Below are 24,462 nucleotides of genomic sequence, written 5' to 3'. Positions count from 1 at the left end.
CCTAGAAGATCGTGATTGGTTTGAAGATGTCTGCGTATATTAAGAGCCCGCCCATGACCAGCATCGCAGCAACGACTACGTAGGTGAGGGGCAACAGCTTGATGGTATCCACCGGAGCGATGTTCTTTTTTCCGAAGATCCGGGCTACGGTACGCTTCAGTCCCTCGTAGAGGGCACCGATCACATGCCCGCCGTCCAGCGGCAGCAAGGGAATCAAGTTGAAGGCAAATAGCGCCAGATTCAGTCCACCGGCCAGCGAGAGCAACGAGGCGATCTTGTCATTGATTTCGATGCCCTCATGAGCATTGATTTCACCGGCGATACGTCCCACACCAACGATGGAGACCGGACCGTTCGGGTCGCGCTCCTCGGTACCGAAGGCGGCCTGTGCTACGTCGACCATGCGCTGGGGCAGGTGCAGTATGACGTTGCCGATGTTCAGCAGCTGGTCCCCCACCACGCCGGGAATTTCGGTGACCGGCTGGGAAATGTTTTTCTCCTGCGAGCCCATCCCGACGAACCCAACCTGCGCGGTTTTCATGGCGCCGTTCTCGTCGGTCACCGGATAGCCATCTGCATCCAGCACCGGCCGTTCGGTCAGATAGGGCGTCAGCGTGGTGTCATGCATGATGCCACCGCGTTCATATTCCAGGGCGATGCTTTCCCCCGGGTGGTCACGGATCACACCGGTGAGTTCATACCAGGCATCGTGCGCCACCGGGGCGCCGTTGACGGCGGTGATGGTGTCTCCCGGGAGCAACCCGGCGGCGTAGGCCGGAGCTTCCTTGTCGTTGGCGGTGCATTCGGTCGCCTCAGAATTTTCGGCGCTCGCGATGCACTGGTACACCTCGGAGACGGTGGTGGTCGCCGTGGGCACGCCAAAACCGGTGATCACCACGCCGATCAGCAGGAACCCGAGCAGCAGGTTGACGAAGGGTCCGCCGAGCATGATGATGATGCGCTTATAGATGGGCAGCTGATAGAACAGCCGGCCTTCGTCGCTGGCTTCCACGTTCTCATTGGCCTGCGAACGGGCGTCGTCAACCATTTGCCCGAAGACTTTGTCGAAGAAACTCGGCTTCTTCTGCGCCGCGCCGGCTTTGCTGGCCGCGCGCGGCGGGTACATGCCCACCATTGAGATGTATCCGCCCAGCGGAAGTGTCTTCAGCCCGTATTCGGTCTCGCCACGCTTGACCGAAAAGATCGTCTTGCCAAAACCGATCATGTATTGCGGAACGCGCAGTCCGAATTTCTTGGCCGGAAGCAGGTGCCCTACCTCGTGCAAGGCAATGGACATCCCGATGGCGACGACCATGAACAGGACACCGCCAAGGAACATTAATACGCTCATGCTTTTTCCTTCAGCAACGAGATTGCGTGGGCGCGCGCCCACCGATCGGTCTCTAGCACTAGCTCCGCCGAAAGCTCGGCGTTCACCGGGGTATAGTCTTCCAACACCCGGTCGATGGTTTCAACAATGTCGGTAAAGCGGATCTTGCCTTCATGGAAGGCGTCAACCGCAATTTCGTTCACCGCGTTGTACACGGTCATATGGGTGCCGGAGGCGGCAGCGGCCTGCTTCGCCAATTTCACCGCGGTAAAGACCGATTCGTCCAAGGGTTCGAAGGTCCACGATGCGGCGGTGGAAAAATCACAGGGTTTCGCGGCTCCGGCCACGCGATGCGGCCAGTTGATGCCCAAGGCAATCGCTAACCGCATATCCGGTGGCGAGGCCTGGGCGATCACCGAACCGTCAATGAACTCAACCATCGAATGCACTATCGACTGGCGGTGCACCAGCGGTTCGATACGCTCCAGCGGCACATCAAAGAGCAGGTGGGCTTCGATGACTTCTAGCGCCTTGTTGACCATGGTCGCAGAGTTGGTGGTGACCATCCGCCCCATATCCCAGGTTGGGTGGGCTAGCGCCTGCGCCGGGGTCACTTCGCGTAGCTGCTCATAGCTATATCCGAAGAATGGTCCACCGGAGGCGGTGACAATCAGCTTGGAGACTTCCTCCGGGGTGCCCGAGCGCAGGGCTTGGGCAAGAGCTGAGTGCTCGGAATCCACCGGAGAGATCTGCCCGGGAGCGGCAATCTGCTTCACGACCTGGCCGCCGATAATCAGCGATTCCTTATTCGCCAGCGCGAGCAGGTGTCCGGCCTTCAACGCCGCGATGGTCGGTTCCAATCCGATGGCGCCGGTAATGCCGTTGAGCACCACATCAGATTCCATATAGCCAGCGATCTGCGCGGCGGCCTGCGGCCCTGCGAGGAGTTCCGGGGAGTAGTCGCCTACGCCTTTGTCCTGCGCCACCTGCGCAATCGCGGATGCGAGTTCATCTTTGCTCTCTACCGCCGCGCCCACGAGGTCCGGGCGGAAGGCGACTGCCTGTTCGGCGAGGAGCTTGAGATTGTAGCCACCGCTCAGTGCCGCGACGCTAAATTGCTCCGGGGCATTCTTGATGACATCCAGGCCTTGGGTGCCAATGGATCCGGTAGAACCGATCAGCGTGACACGGCGCGGATGGTCCGCAGTTTTAAAAGAAGATTGGATGCTCACCCACCCCATTATGGCCGTTATATCTGTGAGCTCCCAAAGTGCAGATCAACCGGCGCGCTCAAGCCAAGCCGTGCCGGCGAGCAAGTCTGAAGCTCAGCAGCGCGCCGGCCCGGCTCATTAGGGATTGAGCCTTTACAGCCCGAGGCTGCGGGCGATCAGCATCAGCTGAACCTGCGTAGTGCCTTCACCGATTTCCAGGATCTTTGAATCCCGATAGTGGCGAGCCACCAATGATTCGTTGATAAATCCGTAGCCACCAAAAATCTGAGTGGCGTCCCGGGCGTTGTCCATGGCCGCCTCACTAGCGACGAGCTTGGCGTGGGCTGCTTCGATCTTGAAGTCTTTCCCGGCAAGCATTTTGGCCGCGGCCGCGTAATAGGCAAGGCGCGCGGTGTGGACGCGCGAAGCCATGCGCGCAATCATGAATGAGATTCCCTGGTTCTTGCCGATTGAAGAGCCAAAGCTCTGTCGGTTCTTCGCATAGGTTACCGCCTCATCCAGACAGCCTTGGGCGGCGCCGGTCGCAAGAGCCGCGATGGCGATACGACCCTCGTCAAGGATCTCCAAGAAATAGGCATATCCGCGTCCGCGTTCGCCGAGGAGATTCTCTTCGGGGACTCGGGCACCGTTGAAGCTCAGTGGGTGGGTATCGCTGGCATGCCAGCCGACCTTGTTGTAAGCCGGTTCCGCGGTGAATCCTTCGGTACCCGATGGAACGATAATCGTGGAGATTTCTTTTTTGCCGGTGGCCTCGTTGACTCCGGTCACCGCGGTGACCGTGACAAGCGAAGTGATGTCTGTTCCCGAGTTCGTGATGAATTCTTTGGAACCGTCGACAACCCACTGGCCATTTTCGAGCTTTGCTTTGGTTCTCGTGGCCGATGCGTCAGATCCGGCACCGGGCTCGGTCAGTCCGAATCCTGCGAGGTTCTTGCCGGCGGCGAGATCTGGCAGCCAACGCTGTTTTTGTTCCTCATTTCCGAAACGGAAGATCGGCATCGCCCCGAGTGAGACACCTGCCTCCAAGGTAATGGCTACCGACTGGTCGACTCGACCAAGTTCTTCCAGCGCGAGGGCCAGAGCGAAGTAATCGCCGCCAGATCCGCCGTATTCCTCGGAGATCGGCAATCCAAACAGGCCCAACTCCCCCATTTGCGCAACAACTTCATAGGGGAAGCTGTGCTCCGCATCGTGTTTAGCGCTGACCGGCGCGACGACTTGCTGGGCAAATTCACGGACGACGTCGACCAGGTCTTGGTACAGTTCGTCGAGTTCGAGATCAATCACGGGCACTCTCTTCTTTCGAGGTTGTCCACACCGTCCTTGCGTTTTTGACGCAATGATCGATGGCGGGCCATGTTGGACGCGGAGGCCATATCTTGGAAGCTGACCGTCCGGCGCGTATGGTTAATTTCTATTAACTGTGTATGTCCAGCTACATTTTGACACTAGTGGCGTACTTCATAGTTGTCCATAGTTGGACGGGGTTTTCGAAGGAGTAAATGCATTGAGCAGATATCAATCGCTCACTGAGCCAACCGAACGCGAGCGTGCCAAGGCCGAACGCCGTGATGCGCTATTGCGCGAAGCGACACGGCTCTTTGCGTTGCACGGTTACGCCGGTGTTTCCTTAGAAGATCTGGGAGCCGCCTGCGGCATCTCGGGGCCTGCCGTGTACCGGCATTTTGCCGGCAAACAGGCGCTCCTCATCGCTTTGCTGGTAGATATGTCTAAGGACATCTACGCCGGCGGTCTGAAGGCCGCAGAGAGTGGCGGCAAGCCGTTGGAGGTGTTGTCCCGACTGGTTGATTTCCATACCGATTTCTCCCTCTCTCGACCAGACATCCTTCAGGTTCAGGACCGCGACTTGAAGTCGCTCCCGAAGGCCGAACTCGCCTTAGTCCGAAAACTTCAGAATAATTACATTGCGTTGTGGACCGAGCAGCTGGCCCAAATGCATCCCACCGGAAGCCCGCAGTCGCATCGCTTTAGGGCACACGCGGTCTTTGGCCTGTTGAACTCCACCGCACACTCGGCGCACTCACCACGCACCAAGAAATCCGGGTTAAAGCCGTTGCTCTCCAATATGGCACTCGCGGCTCTCACATCCCCGGTAGTCTAGAAACTAAGTCCCACTTATTCTGGGCGCGTTCAATCGGGCGCGTACCACCTCACGAAAGAAAGGCCTTTACCGTGCAACTACGTGAAGTCCGCCCTTCCGACTTGGACGCCTTCTTTGCTCACCAGCAGGAACCCGAGGCGAACCTGATGGCGGCCTATCAGGCCCGCAACCCTTCGGACCGGGCCGTATTCGATCATCACTGGAGCTCAATCCTCAACGATGAGTCGGTACTGGTTCGCACTATCGAGCACGAAGGCGACGTTGCCGGCTCCATTTTGGTCTTTGACGGTTCGAAGCCCGAGATCAATTTCTGGACCTCCACCAAGTTCTGGGGCAAGGGAATCACCACCAGCGCTGTGGACGCGTTCCTGGCCGAGTTCACTAAGCGTCCGCTGACCGCACACGTGGTGCAGGACAATCTAGGTTCGCTCAAGGTCCTAGAACGTCGCGGCTTCAAGCAGGTAGGCACCGAGCAGATCTTCTCGAACGCCCGTGCCGCGGTTGTCACCGAGATCGTTCTCCAGCTCGACGACTAACAGTCGCTTAAATACAGCTAACCGCAGTTCACCCGACGACGTGTGAACTGCGGTTAGCTGTTTAATGCTGATCTATCGGGGTTTCAAGGCCCGTAATAGCCCTTGCCTCGATCAATATCTTTTCTTGCATCCCGCAACGCCTTGGCCGTCTGCTCATCGCTATGGTCAAAGTCAGTAGCCTTGCGATCCAGGCTGCGATAGGCCCCAACGATGAACGGCAGCGCGCAGAGGGCGATGACGGCGGACATAATCAGGATCGATACCAGATCCATGGCTTGCGCCCCGCTTCCTTGCCCGGCCCGGTTCCCGCGGACTACTTCGTGGAATTCAAGGTCCGCCACGCCTCACGACGCACCGCCTGCTCGATCGGATCCGGCACCGGAGCGGCGGCCAGCAACCTGCGCGTGTAGTCGTGGGTCGGTGCATGCAGCACGGTATCTACGCGCCCCTGCTCCACCGACTTGCCGTTTTGCATCACCACAACCGAATCGGCGAGCATATCGACAACCGCCAAATCATGGCTGACGAATAGGCAGGCGAAGTTGAAATCGCGCTGCAACTCCTGGAGCATCTCCAACACCAGCGCCTGCACCGAGACGTCCAGCGCGCTGGTCGGCTCGTCGGCGATCAACAACTCCGGATTCAAGGTAAGGGCACGGGCAATGCAGATACGCTGGCGCTGGCCGCCGGAAAGCTCGTGCGGGTAGCGGTTGATGACATTTCGCGGCAGCTTCACCGCATCCAGCAGTTCCTGCGCACGCTTGATCCGCTCGGTCTTGCTGCCGACCTTATGCACCACCATGGGCTCGGTAATGCAATCGCCAATGGGGAATCGCGGATTAAGCGAAGCGGCCGGGTCCTGGAAGATCACCCCGATCTGCTTGCGCACCTGGCGCGCCTGGCGTGGTGAGAGCTTGGGCAGATTATGGCCCTTGACCGACAGCGTTCCGGAGGCCACCGGCAGCAGGCCGAGCACCGCCTTGGCGATGGTCGATTTGCCCGAACCGGATTCGCCCACGATGCCGAGCACCTCGCCCTTTGCGACGTCGAAGCTGACGTTTTCCACCGCCCGGAAGACGGTGCCGCGCATGTCGTATTCCAGTATCAGGTCCTTGGCTTCCAAGACCAGCTCGCGGTCGGCCTGCGCGATCGGTTCGCTGCGCGGCGCGGGCTCTTCTACGCTCACTCGCGAAAGCCGCGGCACGGAAGACAATAGGCGTTGGGTGTATTCGTGTTGCGGGTGCAGCAGCACCTGCTTTACATCCCCGGTCTCCACCAGGTTTCCTTGGAACATCACCGCGACCTGATCGGCCATATCTGCCACGACACCCATATTGTGGGTGATGAGCAGAATTCCCGTATTCAGCCGGTCTTTGAGTTCCCGGAGCAGGTCCAGGATTTCGGCCTGCACGGTCACGTCCAGTGCGGTGGTCGGCTCATCGGCAATGATCACCTTCGGTTCGCAGGAGATCGCCATGGCGATCACGATGCGCTGGCGTTGGCCACCGGAAAATTGGTGTGGATACTGCCTAATGCGTTTGGCGGGATCTGGGATGCCCACCATGGTCAGCAGCTCGATGGCGCGGTCGGTGGCTTCCTTGCCATAGGCCACGTCGTGCAGTTCGAGCGCTTCGGTCAGCTGGCGTTCGATGGTCAGCACCGGGTTCAGCGCCGTCATGGGTTCTTGGAAGACCATGGCAATGTCGGTGGCACGCATTTTACGCATCTTGCCTGCCTCCAGTCCTACCACGTTGACATTGCCTATCTTGGCGACGCCGGTGACCTGGGCGTTCTCCGGCAGCAGGCCCATGGCCGCGGTGGAGGTCACGGACTTCCCGGACCCCGATTCACCGACCAGCGCCACGACTTCGCCCGGGCGTACCGCCAGGGATAGCCCCTTGACGGCGTGGACGTCGGGTCCGGCGGTTTCGAAGGTGACCTTCAGGTCATTGAAGCTCAGTGCATAGTCTTCTGTTGCTTCGGTGCTCATGGCTTCTCCTTACGGGTTGGCAGGGCAAAGAGCCCTGCCCGGCGGCGGCGCTTGCCGGTGTGGCGTGGATCGAAGGCATCTCGCAGACCATCGCCGAGGAAGTTGACGCTCAGCGCGATGGCGACGATGATCATGCCCGGCCACCAGAACAACCACGGACGTGAGGTAAACGCATTCTGGTACTGGCTGATCAGCAGGCCCAGCGAGGATTCCGGCGGTTGTACGCCGAAGCCCAGATACGACAGGGCGGATTCGAGCAGGATCGCGCCGGCAATGGCGAAGGTCGCGTTGACCACGATCACCCCGATGGTGTTAGGCAGCAGGTGCTTGAAAATGACCCGTGAGGTTTTTGAGCCCATGGCCTGGGCCGCCGCCACGTATTCGCGTTCGCGCAAGCTGAGGATCTCACCGCGGACCAGTCGGGCTAGACCGGTCCAGGTCACCAAGCCCAAGACGAGGGCCAACGTGATGATCGAGCCGGAGGTCGCGCCGGCAAGCTGGCCAAGCACTGCGGCCAGCACCAGCAGCGGGATCACGATGAACAGGTCGGTAATGCGCATCAAAACCTCATCGACCCAGCCGCGGAAGTATCCGGCGATCGCGCCGATGACCGCTCCGAGGAAGGTGGATACCACGCCGACGACCACTCCGATGATGATCGATTTTTGGGTTCCGGTCATCACCAGCGCGAAGTAGTCCTTACCGATGGAGTCCTGCCCGAAGGGGTTCTCCCCCCAGCGGATTCCTTCGCCGCCGAGCCACGTGGGGACCAAGCTCAAGGTTGGCTTGCCGCCATCGATCACGCTACCGGCGTTGAGGTAGGACTTATCCCACCAGCCCGGAAATACTCCCCAGCCCACCGAGCTGAAGGCCATCACGGTAATGAAGACCAGAATGATGCTGGAGGTCATGGCGAGCTTGTGCTTGAGGAAGCGCCCAATAACGATGCGCCCCTGGCTTTTTGAATCTTCGGCCTGGCGGGCAAGCTTCGCATCCTCCAGTTCTGCAAGGGAGGTGACGTTCTCTGGCAGTTTGTCGTTGGTGTTACTCATCGCTTGTCCTTAATGTCCCAGACACGATTGGTGTGAATTGTCATGGCCGCCTAGACGCGAATGCGCGGGTCGAGCAGGGCGTAAACAATGTCTGCCATCAGGTTGAAGAGAATTGCTGCGGTGCCGGTGACCAGGAAGAAGGCCATCACCGGGTTGGCATCCACCCGGTCCAGACCGGTGGCGAACATTTCGCCCATGCCTTTCCAACCGAACACCCGCTCGGTAATCACCGCGCCACCGATCAGCCCGGCGAAGTCGAAGGCTGCGATGGTAGCGATGGGGATCATGGCGTTGCGGAATGCGTGGCGGAAAATCACCGTGCGTTCGCTCAGGCCCTTGGAGCGGGCGGTGCGAATGTAGTCTTGCTGCTGAACTTCGAGCATCGACGAACGGGTGTAGCGCGAGTAGCTTGCCAGCGAGATGATTGCCAGCAAAATGGTGGGCAGCAGCAGCTGGGTGCCATTGTCCAGGAAGTGGTCCCAGTAGCCGCCCTCGAAGTTCGCCGTGGAGGAGCCGATGGTGGAGATCGGGCGTCCCTTGTTGTCCAGGAAGCCTGGCCAAGCACGGAACAGGTGATCGACCACGGTCAGTGCGGCTCCGACAAAGCCGGTGGCCATCGCGACGCTGGCGGCGACCTTGCGCAGCCGCCCGCCCATGAAACGTCCGACCAGCGCGGGCAACAGCACCGCGAGGATTAAGCCGCCCAGCAGGATCCAGGTGTTCGGTTCGGCCATCAGGTAGAAGGTCGCGTAGTAGGCGATCAGCACGAGCGCCACGGTGATCAGCGCCGGATACAGCACTCGCTTTTCCTTCAGTCCCGTGCTCATCGCGGTGGCCGAGAGGGCGACGAGCGCGGTGAGCACCACGATGAATGCCGGTCCCATTTGCGGGTAGCGGTAGAAGTTAAGCCACAGCGAATACTGCATGGCCAGCGGCACGAAGACGGTGACCACCGCGAAGGTCAGCATGCGGCGCTTGAGCGATCCGGCGAGGAACGTCTGCAGGATCAGCCCTAGGATCATACCGACAAGTATTGAGGTTCCCAAGGAGATATCCGGTGCCGCGATCCAGTCGTTGAATCCGATAGCGAGGTATTCCTTGAGCAGCACCGCTGCCCAGAACACCGGAAGGGAGAAGAAGAGGAAGGTCAGGAAGGTGACGGTGTAGTCCAGACCCGAGTATTGGCGCACCGCGGTGAGCACACCGATGGCGATACCCAAGATCGCTGCGATCAGGGTGGCGATCAGCACCAGTCGCAGGGTCGAGGATGCGGCATTTGCCAGCAATCCGGAGACCTCCACGCCGTTGATATTCCGTCCTAGGTCGCACTGGCCGACAAAGCACTTTGAAACGCCGGTCAGCCAGTCCCAGTAGCGCAGGTACCAGGGCTGGTCCAGCTCCATGTACTCGATGCGTTGGGCCATCAGATACTCGCGATTATCGGCGTTGCTTTCGCGCAGATCCTTGAGCGGATCACCGGAGTTAATGACGAGGATATACAGCAGCAGCGAGGCTGCAAACAGCACTGCGAGGGCCGATCCAAGTCGCTTGGCGATGAATTTCAACACGGCGTCTATGTCCTACTTTCGTTGTCACCGAACGATTCGCGGCGCCCAGGGTGGTGGCGATTCTGAACCGTTGTGGGGATGTGGTGGACACACTGCGGGGCCCGACGATCTATCGGGCCCCGCAGTCGTTCACTCACGGTGTCTGAGTTCTGTGCCTACCGGCAGTTACTCTGCACGTACCCACTGATTTGCGTTCCAGACGATCTGGTCCTGGGTCGCGGTGTGGCGGACATTTTGGATATCTGAGCCCGAGGCACTCAGGCCTGGGTGGGCAAAGACTGGAATGCCGTAGAGGTCATCCCACAAGAGCTTCTCGATCTTCTTGACCTGCTCCTGGTGCACGGCCGGATCCAGCGAAGTGGCCAGGGTCTCCCACTCGGCGTCTACCTGTTCGTTGGAGTACTTGCCGAAGTTCTGCGGCTTGCCGGTTGCGTAGATGTTCTGACCCGAAGAAATCTGGCCGGAACCCGCCCAAGCGAACAGTGCTACCTCGTAGTCGCCGCGATCCTGGGCGCCGCCCGGTGCGAAGAACTTCGCATCGCCGTCATCCTCGATCTCGAATCCAGCCTCATCACAGGAGGATTTGATGGCTGCGACCTGGTTGGTACGGCGCTCGTTCGGAGCGGAGTAGCCGATGCGCACCTTGGTGCCCACTGCGTCCTGCTCTTCCAGGATCTTCTTCGCGCCTTCGATATCGACCTCATCGTAGCGTCCGTCATAGGAAGCCGAGACGACGTCTTCATAGTTGTCCTGGAACGGGAAGACCTCGCGGGCGTTCATGACAATAGCCTCTGGGTTCAGCGGCTTGATCAGGTTGTCAACGATGTTCTGGCGAGGGACGCACATGGCGAAGGCCTTGCGCAATTCCAAGTTGGTGAACGCGTTGCCCTCGGTGAAGTTGAAGTCCAAGTGCTCCCAGGTCAGCGTGTCACCCTTCTGGATGTTGATCTGATCGCCCAAGGCCTCAAGCTGGGAAAGTGTATCAACCGTTGGCTGCGGGTTGATGACGTCGAGGTCCTTATTCTGCAGGGCCTGCACCATGGCAGCATCTTCAACGAAGCGGAAGGTCAGTTCCTTGGTTGCCGCTGGAGTTCCGTAGTACTCCTCGTTGGCGACCAGGGTGACCGATTCGCCGGCCTTCCAGGAACCGAGCTTGTACGGTCCGGAAACGGGACTGATCGCTTCGTCCGGCAGGGTGCCCGGATTAGTCACCCAACCTTCGTTCCAGAACTCGGCGGCCTCCTTCAGCTTGTCGGATTCGCCGGCGAGAATGGCGTTGGCCAGCTCTTCGGTGCTCATGCCGGCTTCCTTGGCCACCACGTGTGCTGGGTGGAGCATCCAGGACTGCAAGGCCCAGTCCGGATCTGGAGCGGCGAATTCGACGGTGAATTCCTTGCCTGCAACATCGCCCTGCGGGCCCTTTGGCACGGTGTCGCCCAAGTCGACGGAGACCGAGTTGAACAATGGCTTCTCTTTGTCGCCGCCTTCGTTCAGGTTCAGGTTCTGCACGCCCCAGGCGAGCACCGAGTCGGCGACGGTGATTGGCGTTCCGTCGGACCAAACGGCGTTCTCATTGATGGTGTACTTGATCGTCAGCGGATCATCGCTGACCTTCTCGTAGGAGCCGAGATCTTCATTCGGGTACAGGGTTCCATCGGTACCGAAGTACGAGAAGCCTGCGAACATGCGGTCCACGATCCCGGAGTTATAGGTCGAGTAGGTGTTCGGGGTGAAGCCGTTGTAGCTGAGGAACTCCGGCGCACCGATCGACACGTTGATGGCGCCGTCCTTGGTGGTGATATCCCCCAGATCCGCGAGGCCGCTGTTGGTAACTTCTGCCGACCCGTTGCCGCCAGCTGCACCCGACTCGGATGCCGCTGGGTCGCCACCGCCGCCCGGTGCACATGCGGACAGCGCCAGAGCCATCGCTGCGCCTACTGCTACTGCCTTCGAAACACGTTGGAATCGCATTCCGCCTCCTTGAGAAATTGAACGATACGAGTTCTGAACCATGAAGCTCAGTGTGGAACACATCACATGATGGAACCATTGAGCAATAGACTAACCGGATTTTGCCATCTTGGATATAGAAAGATGCGTTTCACATCTACCAAGTGGCCCCGGGAAACAATCTGGTTACAATCGCCTTGTTACCGATCAGTTTAGAGATCCGGCTCACATCCGCGAGATTTCAAGGATTTCTTTCACATTGGGTTTTTTCAATCAGAAGACGCACTTCCGCGCGACGGTGGGCAAACTCATTTATAACGTTTTTGCAACATTTATTTCACATCCTCAAAAACTGAAACATTTCTTGAATAAGTCATTTTTAACGAACTCAGGGCAGTGACTTCTATATGAAGTCACTGCCCTGAAATGGACGGGAAATAGGCCGTTGACAGCGCCTAGATCAGGCTTGCACCCGGGATCGCCGCCAGCAGATTGCGGGTGTAGTCGCTCTTCGCGTTCTCGAAGATTTCATCCACCGTCCCCTGCTCAACCATCTGTCCGTGCTCCATCACGCACACGTTATCTGCGATCTCGCGCACGACCGCCAGGTCGTGGGTGATGAACAGGTAGGTGAGTCCCAGCTCGCGCTGCAGTTCGTCCAGAAGCTCCAGCACCTGAGCCTGCACCAGCACGTCCAGCGCCGACACAGCCTCGTCGCAGACGATCATTTCCGGCTTCAAGGCCAGCGCACGTGCGATCGCAATACGCTGGCGCTGACCGCCGGAAAGTTCATTCGGGAAACGGTGCATCGTCGAAGCCGGCATGGAAACCTGGTCCAGCAGCTCCTTGACCTTCTTCTCCCGGGAGGCCTGATTTCCAATACCGTGGATGCGCAACGGCTCCTCGATGGTGCGGAAAATGGAATACATCGGGTCCAAGGAACCATAGGGGTCCTGGAAGATCGGTTGCACACGGCGGCGGTACTTGAACAGATCGCGCTCGCTGAGTTTGCCGATGGCCTGCCCGTCAAAGACGATGTCACCGGAGGTTGCATCCAGCAGGTTGAGCACCATCTGCGCGATCGTTGACTTGCCCGAACCGGACTCGCCCACCACCGCGGTGGTCGTGCCCTTCGGGATCTCAAAGGAGACCTTGTCCACCGCGGTGAACTTGTCCTTGCGCCCGAAGCCCCTGCGGATGTCGAACACCTTGGTCAGGTTCGAAATCTTCAGCAGCGGCTCGGCCTTCTGCGCCGCGACTTGGTCTACCGCCAGCTCGTGCTTGTCGCCACGCTGGGCGGCCAGAGACGGCGCCGAATTGATCAGCCGCTTGGTGTACGGGTGCTGCGGATTGCGCAGCAATTCCAGGGCCGGGCCAGATTCGACGACCTGCCCCTTGTACATCACGATGACCTTCTCGGCACGCTCGGCGGCCAAACCCAGATCGTGGGTGATCAGCAGGACCGCCGTGCCCAGTTCGCTGGTCATGGTATCCAGGTGATCCAGGATCTGCTGCTGAACGGTGACGTCCAGCGCGCTGGTTGGTTCATCGGCAATAAGCAGCCGCGGACGGCAGGCCAAGCCGATGGCGATCAGCGCACGCTGGCGCATGCCACCGGAGAACTCGTGCGGGTACTGATTCGCCCGGGTTGCCGCATCCGGAAGACCGGCGTCCGACAATACCTGGGCAACACGCTGCTTCGGGTTGTTCCCCGCCAGTCCGTTGGCCTTCAGGGTTTCTTTCACCTGGAAACCGATCTTCCAGACCGGATTCAGGTTGCTCATCGGGTCCTGCGGGACCATGCCGATGTGGTTACCACGCAGCTCGACGAAACGCTTTTCGCTGGCCTTGGAGATATCTTCACCGTCAAAGAGAATCTGACCGGCGGAGACTTCGCCATTTCCCGGCAGCAAGCCGATGGCGGCCAAGGCGGTCGTGGACTTGCCCGATCCGGACTCGCCCACGATGGCCACGGTCTCCCCCGGCATCACCGTCAGGTTTGCGTTGCGCACCGCGTTGACCGGGCCATCAGGGGTGCTGAAGGTAATGGCCAGGTCTTTGATTTCCAGCAGGGGCTTTGGATCTGCGTTCTGCACCATAGCTAGTTCCCCTTTCGGGTCTTTGGATCCAGTGCATCACGCACTGCATCGCCGAGCATGATGAAGCTCAATACCGTGAGGGACAAGAACAATGCAGGCCACATCAGCATCATCGGATTATTTCGCAGCTGGTCTTTCGCCGCGGCAATATCGTTGCCCCAGCTCATCACTTCTGGCGGAAGCCCCAGCCCAAGGAAGGACAGCGTTGACTCGGCAACGATGTAGATACCGAGGTTCACGGTTGCCACGACGATCACCGGCGCCATGGCGTTCGGGATGACGTGCCGTACCAATGAGTTGAATCTTGAGAGCCCCAAGGCTCGGGAGGCCCTGACGAAGTCGGCATTTCGAACTTCGAGGACCGCACCGCGGGTGATGCGGGCGACCTGCGGCCAGCCGAAGATGGAGAGCGTGATGATAACCGTCCACACGCTGCGGTTTTCCCGGAAGGCGGGAAGCTGCATCACGATGATCGCACCGAGAATCAGCGGCAGTGCGAAGAAAATATCACCCAGGCGAGCCAAGATGATATCCAGCCAACCGCCGTAGAAGCCGGCCAGCGCGCCAATGGCACCGCCGAGAATCACCACGAAGAGGGTAGTGAACAAACCAACCATCAGCGAAGCACGCGTGCCATGGATCACTCGGGAGTACACATCACAGCCTTGGAAGTTAAAGCCCATCGGATGCCCCGCACGGGATCCTTCGTTGGAGTTCTCCAACGCGCAATAGGTCGGATCGGTGCTGCTGAACAAGATCGGGAAATCCGCTACGACGAGCACCGATACGATCAGAATAACCGAAACAATGAACAGCGGACGCTTACGCAGCGAACGCCAAGCCTCGCCCCACATGGACAGCGGCTTACCGGTTTCCTTGACCGCGTCGACTCCCTGCAATGGGGTTTCATCCAGCGGTGCAACGAAGTGCGGAATATGGTATTTGGAGATCTTACCGGCACGGTTTTTGCTGATGGGCAATCCGGCCTCAGGACTAGAATTCTGATTCTCAGGCATATCGGATCCTTGGGTCAAGCAGGGCGTAAAGCATGTCAACAATGAGGTTGGCGAGCACGAAAACGATCACGAGCACACCGACGACGGCAACAACAGTCGGGATCTCACCCTTGTTGATAGCCCTGAACAACAGGCTACCGACGCCCGGGACGTTGAAAATGCCCTCGGTGACGATCGCGCCACCCATGAGCGAGCCAAGGTCGGCACCCAGGAAGGTAACCACCGGGATCAGCGAGTTGCGCAGGATGTGCACGTTAATCACTCGTCCACGGCTCAAGCCCTTGGCGGTTGCCGTACGGACGTAATCGGCCTGCTTATTCTCGATGACCGAGGTACGGGTCAGACGCAAAACATATGCCAACGACACTAGGCCAAGCACTATGGCGGGAAGAATCAATTCGCCCCACGTAGCACCGCCGGAAACCGTTGGCTTGGCCCAGCCAAGCTCAACGCCGACCACGTACTGCAGCACGAAGCCGAGCACGAAGGTGGGAACGGCGATCACAATCAGCGACGCGATGAGTACTGTTGAATCAAACCACTTGCCCTTGCGCATACCGGCGATGACACCGAAAAGAATGCCAAAGACGGCTTCGATGGCCAGCGCCATGACTGCCAGTCGCGCGGTCACCGGGAATGCGCGAACCAACAGGTCACGCACCTCCTGTCCGGAGAAGGACATGCCCAGGTCCAAGGTAACTAGATTCTTCAAGTATAAGCCGTACTGAATCCAGAATGGCTGGTCAAGGTTGTACTGGGCCCGCAGCGAGGCTTCCACTGCCGGGGTCATTGGCTTGCCGCCGGAGAGCGCGGTAATCGGGTCGCCTGGGGTAGCGAAAACCAGGAAGTAAACGAGCAAGGTGGCACCGAAGAATACGGGAATCAGCTGCAGAAATCGTTTAAACGTAAAACTTAACATGAGCGCGTCTCACCTCGAGACGTCGCAAGGCGCTGGGCCATTTTATTTCCTCTTTCCGTCGGCGATCGCCAGACGTTCATTTGGAGAGGCAGGACTGACACGCCAAAGGGAGACCCAAATGGTGCAGGGTCTCCCTGAGACGTTTTTCAGCTGAAGCCCACCTGAGCAGGCAGCTTAGCTAGTGAACCTATTTGCCGGTGATGGCGTTGTAGATTGGAACACCGTTCCAGCCGAACTCCACGTTGTCGACATTCTCGCTCCAACCACCCTGCACAGCCTGGTACCACAATGGGATAGCTGGCAGATCCTTGAAGAGGATCTCCTGGGATTCGTTGAAGATCTTGGCGCCTTCGGCCGGATCCGTTGCGGCAAGTCCGTCCTTGAGCTTGTCGTCGAATTCCTTGTTCGAGTAGTCTCCGTCGTTGGAACCTGCACCGGTGCCGTACAGCGCACCGAGGAAGTTGTACATCGATGGATAGTCGGCCTGCCAGCCCGAACGGTGGGCACCGGTCATCGTCTTCTTGCCCACGTCTTCACGCAAAGCCTTGAAGGAGGTGTATGGCTTGGCCACTGCGTTGATGCCCAAGGTGTTCTTCACCTGGTTGGCTACGGCTTCAACAAACTCCTTGTTACCGGCACCGTCAACGTTGTAGCCGATGGAGAACTCCTCGGAGTCATCCCACGCTTCGATGGCGTTGGCTTCGTCCCACAGCTTCGTGGCCTCATCGGCATCGAAGTCGAGAACCTCGGAGCCTGGAATCTCGGCGGTGTAGCCATCGAGCACCGGAGCGGTGAATTCTTCGGCCTTGACCTTGCCGCCGAAGTACACCTTCTCGATGATCTGCTCGCGATCAATGGAGCGCGAGATCGCTGCACGGCGCAGGTTGCCCTCTTCGCCCTGCTTGAAGTGATCCAGGTAGCCCGAGATGGTGATGGTCGCGTTGCCGGCGTAGGGAGCGTTGATCGAACGGTCGCCCAGCTCGTCCTGGTAATTGGCCAGCGCCGATGGCGGAATCTGGTCCAGCACGTCCAGGTTGCCCGCGAGAATATCCTGGTAAGCGGACTCGGTCGACTGGTAGACCTTGAAGTCAACACCACCGTTCGCTGCCTTGCGTGGGCCCTCGTAGGACTCGTTGACCTCAAGCTTCAGGTTGACGTCGTGGTTCCATTCGGTCAGCTTGTATGGTCCGTTGCTGACCGGCATCTGGCCGTAGGCCTGCGGGTCTTCAAACGCTGCTTCGGGAAGCGGCATGAAGGCGGTGTAGCCAAGGCGCAGCGGGAAGTCGGATTCCGGCTGGCTGAGCTCGACGGTGAAGGTGTTGTCATCGACAACCTTCAGGCCTTCCATCTCCTCGCTCGTGGCACCCTCGGCGCTGACTTCGTCATAGCCCTTGATGGACTCGAAGAAGTACGAGTTCAGCTGTGCGTTCTTGGCTGCGGCACCGAAGTTCCAAGCATCCACGAACGAAGCAGCGGTCACTGGGGAACCATCGGAGAAGGTGTGCCCCGGAGCGAGCTTGATGGTGTAGTTCTGGGAATCCTCGGTCTCGATCGACTCAGCGATTTCGTTGACGGGCTTGCCCTTGGAGTCGTAGCTGACCAAACCGGTAAAGATCAGGTCCATGACACGGCCGCCGCCAACTTCGTTGGTGTTGGCTGGCAACAGGCCGTTTTGCGGCTCGGTGGTGTTAGCGGTGATGACCTTGGTGGCGTCCCCCTCGGATCCGCCTCCGGCGGATTCTTCCGAAGTCCCTCCGCCACAGGCGGTTAGGGTCAATGCCAAGGCAGCGGACAAAACCAGTGCCTTCGATGCGTGCGAGTATCGCATCCTTCTTCTCCTCAACAGATCGTTGCTGCTTCTGCAGTTCACAGACGCCATGGGCTCCAAGTTGTGAGCCATAGCACGTAGTGAACGAGATTACATCAAATATTGCGAAACAACCAATGAATAACTATGAAAGTAGTGCTTGAAATTGAGTTGATCCATCGATCGGCTCAATTTTTCACTCATGAAAGCCCCGGTAAATCAAATAAAAATGTTCATCATTCCAGGGTCTTCCAGTACCGCGCCCACACCGGCGAGGAACTCGCTAGCTTCCTTTCCATCGACCACGCGGTGGTCGAAGGACAGCGCCAAGGTTGAGGTATGGCGCAGGGCCACCTGATCCTCAAACTCCCACGGACGGCGCTTGACCTGTCCGAGAGCAAGAATTCCGGACTGCCCCGGGGGGAGGATCGGGGTACCGGCATCGACACCGAAGACACCGACATTGGTAATTGAGAAGGTGCCTCCGCTCAGCTGGGCTGGGGCTAGCTTTCCGGCTCTGCCCAGGTCGATGAGCTGCGTCAGCTCCTCGGCCAAATCGCGCAAGGACTTGGTCTGGGCATCCTTGACCACCGGAACCAGCAGCCCACGCTCGCTGGCAACCGCCATGCCCAGATGCACCGAGCCGAACTCGATGATCTCGTCATTCGCCGCATCCCACCGGGAATTGAGTGCGCGGTAGGTGCCCAGCAGCCGTGTGACGATCAGTGAGGTGAGGGTCGTGATGTTCAGCTTCACGTCCCTGAGCAATGGGTGCTTGCGCAACGTCTCGACGAGCTTCATCGATTCGGTCAGGTCCACCGTCAAGAATTCGGTGGCATGCGGAGCGGTGAATGCGGACTCGACCATCGCCTTCGCGGTAGCGCGGCGCACCGCGCTGATCTTCACGTGGCGATCGGCCGCGGCCGCGCCAACCGCGGGCGCCGCCGGCTCCGCCGCTTTGGCCGGTGCCTCGATCAGCGCTTCGACATCTGCGCGCAATACCGCGCCGTCCGCACCGCTGCCGCGCACGGCGGAAAGCTCGATCCCGTGGTCCCGCGCGAGCTTGCGCACCGGCGGGGTGCTGCGGGTGGCCGTCCGGCGAGCGCCGGCAGGGACCGCTTCGGTGCTTTGCTCCGATGCTGGGCTGGCGGAATTCTGCGCCGCAGGAACGGCGGCAGGCGAAGCGGAGGCTGCACCTGCGCGAGCACGCCGGGCCGGACGGTTTGCGCTGGCCGCCGGAGCACCGTAGCCGACCAGTGTCGGCGTGCGCCCGGGCCCCGCCGAGGCACCGTCATCGCCGGACGGGGCATCGGCATCCGGCGCCGCGGCTTCGTCTCCAAAGGTCACCAACGGCCCGCCGACCGGTACCACTTCACCGGCGGAGGCATGCAGCTTCTGCACGATCCCGGCATACGGCGAGGGCAGCTCGACCACTGCCTTCGCGGTTTCCACCTCGGCGATGATCTGGTTCAGCGTGACATGTTCGCCTACCTGGATCTTCCAGTTCAAGACCTCCGACTCGGTAAGCCCTTCGCCGAGGTCGGGAAGCTTGAAAGTATTCGGAGCCATCACTTGGCACCTCCAGTGTGCGTCTCGTTGCGGCGCATGACCGTATCCACGGCATGCATCACCTTGTCCAGATCCGGCAGGTGATGGGATTCAAGCCTCGAAGGCGGATAGGGAATATCAAAACCGGTCACCCTGATCGGCGCGTGCTCCAGATAGTCGAAACAGGTTTCGGTGATCTGCGCGCAAATCTCCGCGCCGATTCCCGAGGTGCGGCTAGCCTCATGGACCACCACAAGCTTGCCCGTGTGCTTCACCGAATCCGCGACGGTGTCCAGATCCAGCGGATCCAGGCAGCGCAGGTCGATGACCTCCAAGCCGATGCCCTCATCCTCGGCCGCCAGCACTGCATCCTTCAGGGTGTAGACCGTAGGGCCGTAGCCGACCACCGTGACGTCATCGCCAACATTGAGCACCTTGGCCTTGGGCGAGCCGGTCTTTTCCGGGGTGCGCAGCTCGACTTCCGCCTTTTCGTGATAGCGGCGCTTGGGTTCAAAGAAGATCACCGGGTCATCGCAGTCGATCGCCTGGCGCAGCATCACGTAGGCATCTTCTACGCTGGACGGGGCGAAGACCCGAAGCCCAGCGGTATGCGAGAAGTACGCCTCCGGTGATTCCGAATGGTGCTCGGGTGAACCGATGCCGCCGCCGTAGGGTATGCGCACGGTGACCGGCATCTTCACCCGTCCGCGCGAGCGGAAGTGCAGCTTCGCCAGCTGGGAGACCAGCTGGTCGAAGGCCGGGTAGGTGAACCCGTCGAACTGGATCTCCACCACCGGGCGGTAGCCGCGGTAAGCCAGGCCAATGGCGCTGCCGACAATTCCGGATTCGGCCAGCGGAGTGTCAACCACCCGATGCTCGCCGAATTCCGCCTTCAGCCCGTCGGTGATGCGGAAGACTCCACCCAGGGTGCCGATGTCCTCACCGAGCAGCACCACCTTTTCGTCTTCGGTCAGCGCGTCGCGCAAGGACTGGTTTAGCGCCTTCATCATTGAGGTGCTCATGCTTCACCGTCCTGGAAGTCTGCGAGGTACTGCAGGTAGTTTTCCTTTTCCCTGCGGTTGGGCTCATGGACCTCGGAGTACACGTTCTCGAAGAGCTCGCTGGGTTCGGGATCCGGCATATTGGTAATGGCTTCGCGCAGGTCGGCGGCGAGTTTGTCCGCGGCGTTCTGCGCACGCTGCTGATAGGACTGCACGTCCGCGCCGAGCACCGTCAGGTGATTGACCAAGCGATCGATCGGATCCTTGGCCTTCCACTCTTCGAGCTGCGCGTTCTTGCGATAGCGCGTCGGATCATCTGCGGTGGTGTGGGATCCCATGCGGTAGGTGACGGCTTCGATAAAGGTCGGGCCCAGCCCGTGGCGGGCGTGCGCCAAGGCGGCCTTGGTCGCCGCATAGACCGCGAGCACGTCGTTGCCGTCTACCCGCCAGGTCTTCACGCCGAATCCGCTGGCGCGGTCGGCGATCTGCGTGCGGCTTTGCAGCGCTACCGGCTCCGAGATGGCCCATTGGTTGTTTTGGCAGAAGAACAGCACCGGGGCTTGGTAACTTGCGGCGAAGATCAGCGCTTCGTTCACATCTCCCTGGCTGGTGGCTCCGTCGCCAAAGTAGGCCACGGCCACTTGCTCTCCGCCGTCAAATTTGATGCCCATGCCATAACCGGCGGCGTGCAGCGCTTGGGAGCCAATCACAATTTGCTGGCAGGCAATATTTACCTCGTGCGGATCCCACCCGCTGGCGGTGGCGCCGCGCCAGACGCTGAGCAGGTCTTCGGCCTTGACTCCCCTGGCCCAGGCAACTCCGTGCTCGCGGTAGGAGGGGAAAATGAAGTCGTCGTCTTGGGTGGCGCGCACCGAGCCGATCTGTGCGGCTTCTTGGCCGAGCAACGGTGCCCACAAGCCCAATTGGCCCTGGCGCTGCAAGGCGGTGGCCTCATTGTCCAGGCGACGCAGAACAACCATGTCGCGCAGGAAGTCGGCCAGGTCTTGTTCGGTAAGCCCGGTGAGGTGATGGTCTAGTTCTTCGTCCGGAGTTCTTTCTCCGGAGACGTTGAGCAGCTGGTGCGTAGGTAGGCAACCTGCGGCTACGTCGATGTGCTTGGTGGACACGATCGGCATCCTTACTCTCGCGTAGTCAGTGGTGGACGGCTAGTTCAGCATTACCACCTACCTGTGATGCTACTCACATAGCACATGTTGCACAATGGCAAGAAAAGAATTAAAGCAAAACGCACTATCTTGGCCCTTGCGCGAGTGCTAATGTGCGCATTATGCAGCCTTTAGACGCCACCGATCGACGGATCCTCCTATCGCTGTCCAGCAGCGCTCGCCGGACCGCTTCAGCGCTGGCAAATGCGCTGGGCCTGGGCCGAAATACCGTGCAGTCCCGGCTCAACCGGCTGGAGACCGAGGTTCTCTCCACCGTGGATCGACGCATCCCGCCAACCGCCTTGGGATTCGGGCTGCTTTCCTTTATCGAACTGCATGTGGACCAGCGCCATTTGGAGGATATCGCCAAAAAGCTGGAAGAGATTCCGGAGGTACTCGAAGCGCACGGGCTGACCGGCTCGGCAGATATCCTGGTGCGCGCCGCCGCGGCGAATGCCGAGGAGCTCTTCCGTGTCCATGGGTTGCTGCTGAGTATCGAAGGGGTCAATCGGGCGGATTCTGCACTGTCCATGGCGGAGCTCATCCCCTACCGCACCGCAAAACTCATTGAACTGTCGCTAGCCAATGACAACGGAAATAGGCGGGCGTAGCTCGCGAGCAAACTTGCCGAGGGCCACCCCTTGGCCAAAGGATGCCGGCACTGCGGAGGCGCCCAAGGAATCGGTCGCGCACTACCCAGCGCGCGGTTCCAGCTAGCCCAGCTGATCCATGGCTTCACAGGGGTTCGCACCGGGCTGTGCGTTATGAATCGTTGCCGACAGGGTTGAGATTAGCCCGGCCAGCTGCGCGCTTTGCGCGTCATTCAAGCCGGCGAGCAATTCCTGCTCGGCCGCAGCCACCTTCACCTCGAGTTCTTCGAGCAGCTTGACACCTTGCGCGGTGGCAATGATCTTGCGCGCGCGACGGTCGCTGGGCGCGGCAACGCGCTCCACCAGATTCGCTTCAACCAGCTCGTCGATCAGGTAAGTCAGCACCGTGCGGTCGATCCCCAGATGGGAGCCGAGCGCCTGCTGGTTCGCAGGATCGCGATGCACCACGGTCGAAAGCAACTGATATCCGCGCACCTGCCCCGGCACTGGCGCGACGCTCTGCGCCATCGCGAGCTGATGTCCGCGCAGAATCATCCCCAGGTGCCACCCGAGGTCCCCTGGAAAGAAACCGGGAAGTGGCTGGTGGGCGCCGAGGGGTGTGCTGCGTGAGGTGCTCATGATCACCATCATATCCGAAGCAATGGGGTTGCCAAGATGTTCTGCCGCAAATATAGTCTGTAAAACAGCATAAATCTTTGAAGGATGGCTTTGGTGAACACACTCGAAGGGGCCCGCTTAGCCCCACAGGCAACGATCGGCATTCTTGGAGCCGGCCGCGTAGGTACCGCTATTGCCCGTTTGGCCCTCGCGGCCGGGTATCGAGTTAAGCTCGCAACCTCAAAACCCGCCGAAGAAAACTCGCTGATCATCGAGATCGTCACCCCGGGAGCCGAAGCAGTCGACGCCTCCGAAGCGGCCGCCGCCGACCTGGTCATCGTGGCCATCCCATTGCACAAGTTCAAGGACCTCGACTCCCATGCGCTGTCGGGCAAGATCGTCGTGGACGCGATGAATTACTGGTCCGCCACCGACGGGGAGATCCCCGACTTCGTGAATACCGCACTGACTTCCAGCGAAGTCGTTGCGGCCTTCCTCTCGGCCTCTCATGTGCTGAAATCCTTCAACCACATCGGCTATCACGAGATGGAACCCGACGCGCTTCCCGCCGCAACCGGCGAACGCAGGGCGCTGGCGATCGCCGGCGATAATTCCGCAGCCAAGACGGTGCTGCGCGGATTTATCGAACATATCGGATTCGACGCAGTGGATGCCGGCGACTTGGCCGCCGGGCGGCACTTCGAACCGGGAAGCGAGATCTTCAACGGAAGGTTTAACGCCTCCGAGCTCAACGGGCTGCTGCATGCGGTTCGCCTCTCCAACTAGCCCGACAACCGACTCACCCAAAGGAACTTGCCACCATGGATATCGGCGCCTATAGCTTCGGCGACACCCAGCGAAACCCCGACGGTTCGCTAGGTTCCACCGCCCAAGCGATCAGCAACCTCTTCGAAGCCATCAAGCATGCAGATGCCAGCGGTCTTGACTACTTCGGAATCGGCGAACACCACACCACCACCATGCCGGCCTCCTCCCCCGGCGCGTTGATCAGCGCGGCCGCCGCCGCCACGAAGCACATCACGTTGGGCAGCGCGGCAAGCATTATCAGCACCGATGATCCGGTGCGGATTTATCAGCAATTTGCCACGGCAGATATCATCTCCGGCGGCGGTCGGGTGGAGATCACCGCCGGCCGTGGATCTTCGGTCGAAACCTTCCCCCTTTTCGGCTTTGACCTCCAGGACTATGACGAGCTGTATGAGCAGAAACTGGATCTGCTCATGAGCATCAACGACTCCGCCTCCGAAAACATCACTTGGTCCGGAACCACGCGCCCGGCCCTGGCGCATCTGGCGGTAGTGCCCCGCCCGGCGCAGAACAAACTGCCGATTTGGCTCGCCACCGGAGGAAACGCAGCCTCGTCGGCGCGTGCCGGCCGGCTCGGATTGCCGGTCTCCTATGGGATCATCGGCGGTGCCCCGCACCGTTTTGCGCCGCTGGCAGAGCTCTACCGCAAATCCGGGGCGGCCGCCGGACACGCACTGCAGACCCTGAAGGTTTCGGTAGCGGCGCTGGGGCTTGTCGCGCCCTCCACGAAGGAAGCGGTGGAACGCTTCTACCCGGGCTGGTACAACCTGAACATCGAAATGGGACGCCTGCGCGGCTGGCCGAAACCGGACAAACGAGCCTTCGACGCCCAGGCGGCCGCCCCCGGCGCCTACTACGTCGGCTCCCCCGACGAGATCGCCGAACGCATCGTCCACCTGCACGGATACCTGGGCCACATGCGCCACTTCCTGCAAAGCGACATCGGCGGGCTGCCCCAGGAACACTTCCTGGAATCAATCACGTTGCTGGCCACCGAGGTCAAGCCGCGCGTCGAGCGGCTGCTCGCGCAGAAGTAGCCGCCGAGCCAAGGCCGGCAATTAAACGGGCGGGGGGCCGGGGGACGCCCGGG

The 24,462-nt window shown here is 60.0% G+C and carries 21 protein-coding genes; 5 read left to right on the top strand and 16 right to left on the bottom strand.

Features of this window, described 5'->3' with window-relative positions; all coding sequences use genetic code 11:
- Window position 1 precedes the first annotated feature (1 nt).
- From ACT3UQ_RS16860 to ACT3UQ_RS16850, 3 genes are all read right to left on the bottom strand, one after another.
- Window positions 2-1,351 (bottom strand): M50 family metallopeptidase, encoded by a 1,350-nt coding sequence (locus tag ACT3UQ_RS16860; protein WP_444637568.1) that lies wholly within the window; start codon window positions 1,349-1,351, stop codon window positions 2-4.
- Window positions 1,348-2,571, bottom strand: a complete 1,224-nt coding sequence (gene dxr, locus ACT3UQ_RS16855; RefSeq protein ID WP_096287314.1) for a 1-deoxy-D-xylulose-5-phosphate reductoisomerase — start codon at window positions 2,569-2,571, stop codon at window positions 1,348-1,350. Before dxr ends, ACT3UQ_RS16860 begins: the two co-directional genes overlap by 4 nt.
- Before the next feature lie 123 nt (window positions 2,572-2,694).
- Window positions 2,695-3,849, bottom strand: coding sequence for an acyl-CoA dehydrogenase family protein (locus ACT3UQ_RS16850; RefSeq protein WP_105553710.1), 1,155 nt, complete (start codon window positions 3,847-3,849; stop codon window positions 2,695-2,697).
- A gap of 220 nt (window positions 3,850-4,069) precedes the next feature.
- On the opposite strand from ACT3UQ_RS16850, the gene ACT3UQ_RS16845 reads away from it, so the two are divergent.
- Both ACT3UQ_RS16845 and ACT3UQ_RS16840 read left to right on the top strand, forming a co-directional pair.
- The gene (locus ACT3UQ_RS16845; protein ID WP_096287318.1) at window positions 4,070-4,684 is read left to right on the top strand and encodes a TetR/AcrR family transcriptional regulator; all 615 of its coding nucleotides are present in this window, start codon (window positions 4,070-4,072) and stop codon (window positions 4,682-4,684) included.
- 71 nt (window positions 4,685-4,755) lie between these two features.
- Window positions 4,756-5,220 (top strand): GNAT family N-acetyltransferase, encoded by a 465-nt coding sequence (locus ACT3UQ_RS16840; protein ID WP_096287320.1) that lies wholly within the window; start codon window positions 4,756-4,758, stop codon window positions 5,218-5,220.
- Between the two features lie 83 nt (window positions 5,221-5,303).
- On the opposite strand, the gene ACT3UQ_RS16835 is transcribed toward ACT3UQ_RS16840, so the two are convergent.
- From ACT3UQ_RS16835 to pdhA, 12 genes are all read right to left on the bottom strand, one after another.
- On the bottom strand, window positions 5,304-5,492 hold the full coding sequence (locus ACT3UQ_RS16835) for a hypothetical protein (protein WP_096287322.1): 189 nt from the start codon (window positions 5,490-5,492) through the stop codon (window positions 5,304-5,306).
- A 41-nt stretch (window positions 5,493-5,533) separates the two neighbouring features.
- Window positions 5,534-7,210, bottom strand: coding sequence for an ABC transporter ATP-binding protein (locus tag ACT3UQ_RS16830; RefSeq protein ID WP_105569938.1), 1,677 nt, complete (start codon window positions 7,208-7,210; stop codon window positions 5,534-5,536).
- A complete protein-coding gene (locus tag ACT3UQ_RS16825; RefSeq protein ID WP_096287326.1) occupies window positions 7,207-8,262 on the bottom strand; it encodes an ABC transporter permease in 1,056 nt (351 codons plus the stop codon). Before ACT3UQ_RS16825 ends, ACT3UQ_RS16830 begins: the two co-directional genes overlap by 4 nt.
- A gap of 50 nt (window positions 8,263-8,312) precedes the next feature.
- Window positions 8,313-9,830 carry an ABC transporter permease gene (locus ACT3UQ_RS16820; protein ID WP_105553713.1) on the bottom strand — a complete coding sequence of 506 codons (1,518 nt, stop codon included), beginning with the start codon at window positions 9,828-9,830 and terminating at the stop codon, window positions 8,313-8,315.
- A gap of 165 nt (window positions 9,831-9,995) precedes the next feature.
- On the bottom strand, window positions 9,996-11,801 hold the full coding sequence (locus tag ACT3UQ_RS16815) for an ABC transporter family substrate-binding protein (RefSeq protein WP_096287330.1): 1,806 nt from the start codon (window positions 11,799-11,801) through the stop codon (window positions 9,996-9,998).
- Window positions 11,802-12,235: 434 nt separating this feature from the next.
- Window positions 12,236-13,879 (bottom strand): ABC transporter ATP-binding protein, encoded by a 1,644-nt coding sequence (locus ACT3UQ_RS16810; RefSeq protein WP_444637567.1) that lies wholly within the window; start codon window positions 13,877-13,879, stop codon window positions 12,236-12,238.
- Window positions 13,880-13,881: 2 nt separating this feature from the next.
- Entirely contained in the window at window positions 13,882-14,895 is a 1,014-nt protein-coding gene (locus ACT3UQ_RS16805; protein WP_444637566.1) for an ABC transporter permease, read from the bottom strand.
- The gene (locus tag ACT3UQ_RS16800; RefSeq protein WP_444637565.1) at window positions 14,888-15,814 is read right to left on the bottom strand and encodes an ABC transporter permease; all 927 of its coding nucleotides are present in this window, start codon (window positions 15,812-15,814) and stop codon (window positions 14,888-14,890) included. Before ACT3UQ_RS16800 ends, ACT3UQ_RS16805 begins: the two co-directional genes overlap by 8 nt.
- Window positions 15,815-16,001: 187 nt before the next feature.
- Window positions 16,002-17,642, bottom strand: coding sequence for a peptide ABC transporter substrate-binding protein (locus ACT3UQ_RS16795; protein WP_444637564.1), 1,641 nt, complete (start codon window positions 17,640-17,642; stop codon window positions 16,002-16,004).
- A gap of 198 nt (window positions 17,643-17,840) precedes the next feature.
- Window positions 17,841-19,190, bottom strand: coding sequence for a dihydrolipoamide acetyltransferase family protein (locus ACT3UQ_RS16790; protein ID WP_105569935.1), 1,350 nt, complete (start codon window positions 19,188-19,190; stop codon window positions 17,841-17,843).
- Entirely contained in the window at window positions 19,190-20,191 is a 1,002-nt protein-coding gene (locus tag ACT3UQ_RS16785) for an alpha-ketoacid dehydrogenase subunit beta (RefSeq protein WP_096287334.1), read from the bottom strand. The genes ACT3UQ_RS16790 and ACT3UQ_RS16785 overlap by 1 nt, the downstream gene beginning before the upstream one ends.
- Window positions 20,188-21,306 (bottom strand): pyruvate dehydrogenase (acetyl-transferring) E1 component subunit alpha, encoded by a 1,119-nt coding sequence (gene pdhA / locus ACT3UQ_RS16780; protein ID WP_444637563.1) that lies wholly within the window; start codon window positions 21,304-21,306, stop codon window positions 20,188-20,190. Before pdhA ends, ACT3UQ_RS16785 begins: the two co-directional genes overlap by 4 nt.
- Before the next feature lie 152 nt (window positions 21,307-21,458).
- Here pdhA and ACT3UQ_RS16775 point away from each other — a divergent pair, with 152 nt between their 5' ends.
- Window positions 21,459-21,947, top strand: coding sequence for an Lrp/AsnC family transcriptional regulator (locus ACT3UQ_RS16775; protein WP_096287769.1), 489 nt, complete (start codon window positions 21,459-21,461; stop codon window positions 21,945-21,947).
- Window positions 21,948-22,049: 102 nt separating this feature from the next.
- Here the strand turns inward: ACT3UQ_RS16775 and ACT3UQ_RS16770 are convergent, their stop codons facing one another.
- A complete protein-coding gene (locus tag ACT3UQ_RS16770) occupies window positions 22,050-22,565 on the bottom strand; it encodes a MarR family winged helix-turn-helix transcriptional regulator (RefSeq protein WP_181148496.1) in 516 nt (171 codons plus the stop codon).
- A 93-nt stretch (window positions 22,566-22,658) separates the two neighbouring features.
- On the opposite strand from ACT3UQ_RS16770, the gene ACT3UQ_RS16765 reads away from it, so the two are divergent.
- Together ACT3UQ_RS16765 and ACT3UQ_RS16760 are read left to right on the top strand one after the other, a co-directional pair.
- Window positions 22,659-23,330: an NADPH-dependent F420 reductase gene (locus tag ACT3UQ_RS16765; RefSeq protein ID WP_258133962.1), complete on the top strand. Its 672-nt coding sequence runs from the start codon at window positions 22,659-22,661 to the stop codon at window positions 23,328-23,330.
- A gap of 35 nt (window positions 23,331-23,365) precedes the next feature.
- Window positions 23,366-24,409: an LLM class flavin-dependent oxidoreductase gene (locus tag ACT3UQ_RS16760; RefSeq protein ID WP_105569931.1), complete on the top strand. Its 1,044-nt coding sequence runs from the start codon at window positions 23,366-23,368 to the stop codon at window positions 24,407-24,409.
- Window positions 24,410-24,462 lie beyond the last annotated feature (53 nt).

This window comes from Glutamicibacter sp. AOP12-B1-11 (assembly GCF_052379245.1).
Classification (GTDB): domain Bacteria; phylum Actinomycetota; class Actinomycetes; order Actinomycetales; family Micrococcaceae; genus Glutamicibacter.
The sequence above is the reverse complement of the archived record's forward strand: the minus strand, read 5'-3'. Positions and strand labels throughout refer to the sequence as shown.

Coding starts and splice junctions, on each gene's coding strand:
- dxr (WP_096287314.1), bottom strand. CDS start 2,571: ATGGGGTGGGTGAGCATCCAATCTTCTTTTAAAACTGCGGACCATCCG.
- ACT3UQ_RS16860 (WP_444637568.1), bottom strand. CDS start 1,351: ATGAGCGTATTAATGTTCCTTGGCGGTGTCCTGTTCATGGTCGTCGCC.
- ACT3UQ_RS16790 (WP_105569935.1), bottom strand. CDS start 19,190: ATGGCTCCGAATACTTTCAAGCTTCCCGACCTCGGCGAAGGGCTTACC.
- ACT3UQ_RS16825 (WP_096287326.1), bottom strand. CDS start 8,262: ATGAGTAACACCAACGACAAACTGCCAGAGAACGTCACCTCCCTTGCA.
- ACT3UQ_RS16775 (WP_096287769.1), top strand. CDS start 21,459: ATGCAGCCTTTAGACGCCACCGATCGACGGATCCTCCTATCGCTGTCC.
- ACT3UQ_RS16830 (WP_105569938.1), bottom strand. CDS start 7,210: ATGAGCACCGAAGCAACAGAAGACTATGCACTGAGCTTCAATGACCTG.
- ACT3UQ_RS16785 (WP_096287334.1), bottom strand. CDS start 20,191: ATGAGCACCTCAATGATGAAGGCGCTAAACCAGTCCTTGCGCGACGCG.
- ACT3UQ_RS16805 (WP_444637566.1), bottom strand. CDS start 14,895: ATGCCTGAGAATCAGAATTCTAGTCCTGAGGCCGGATTGCCCATCAGC.
- ACT3UQ_RS16795 (WP_444637564.1), bottom strand. CDS start 17,642: ATGCGATACTCGCACGCATCGAAGGCACTGGTTTTGTCCGCTGCCTTG.
- ACT3UQ_RS16815 (WP_096287330.1), bottom strand. CDS start 11,801: ATGCGATTCCAACGTGTTTCGAAGGCAGTAGCAGTAGGCGCAGCGATG.
- ACT3UQ_RS16810 (WP_444637567.1), bottom strand. CDS start 13,879: ATGGTGCAGAACGCAGATCCAAAGCCCCTGCTGGAAATCAAAGACCTG.
- ACT3UQ_RS16835 (WP_096287322.1), bottom strand. CDS start 5,492: ATGGATCTGGTATCGATCCTGATTATGTCCGCCGTCATCGCCCTCTGC.
- ACT3UQ_RS16800 (WP_444637565.1), bottom strand. CDS start 15,814: ATGTTAAGTTTTACGTTTAAACGATTTCTGCAGCTGATTCCCGTATTC.
- pdhA (WP_444637563.1), bottom strand. CDS start 21,306: ATGCCGATCGTGTCCACCAAGCACATCGACGTAGCCGCAGGTTGCCTA.
- ACT3UQ_RS16770 (WP_181148496.1), bottom strand. CDS start 22,565: ATGAGCACCTCACGCAGCACACCCCTCGGCGCCCACCAGCCACTTCCC.
- ACT3UQ_RS16760 (WP_105569931.1), top strand. CDS start 23,366: ATGGATATCGGCGCCTATAGCTTCGGCGACACCCAGCGAAACCCCGAC.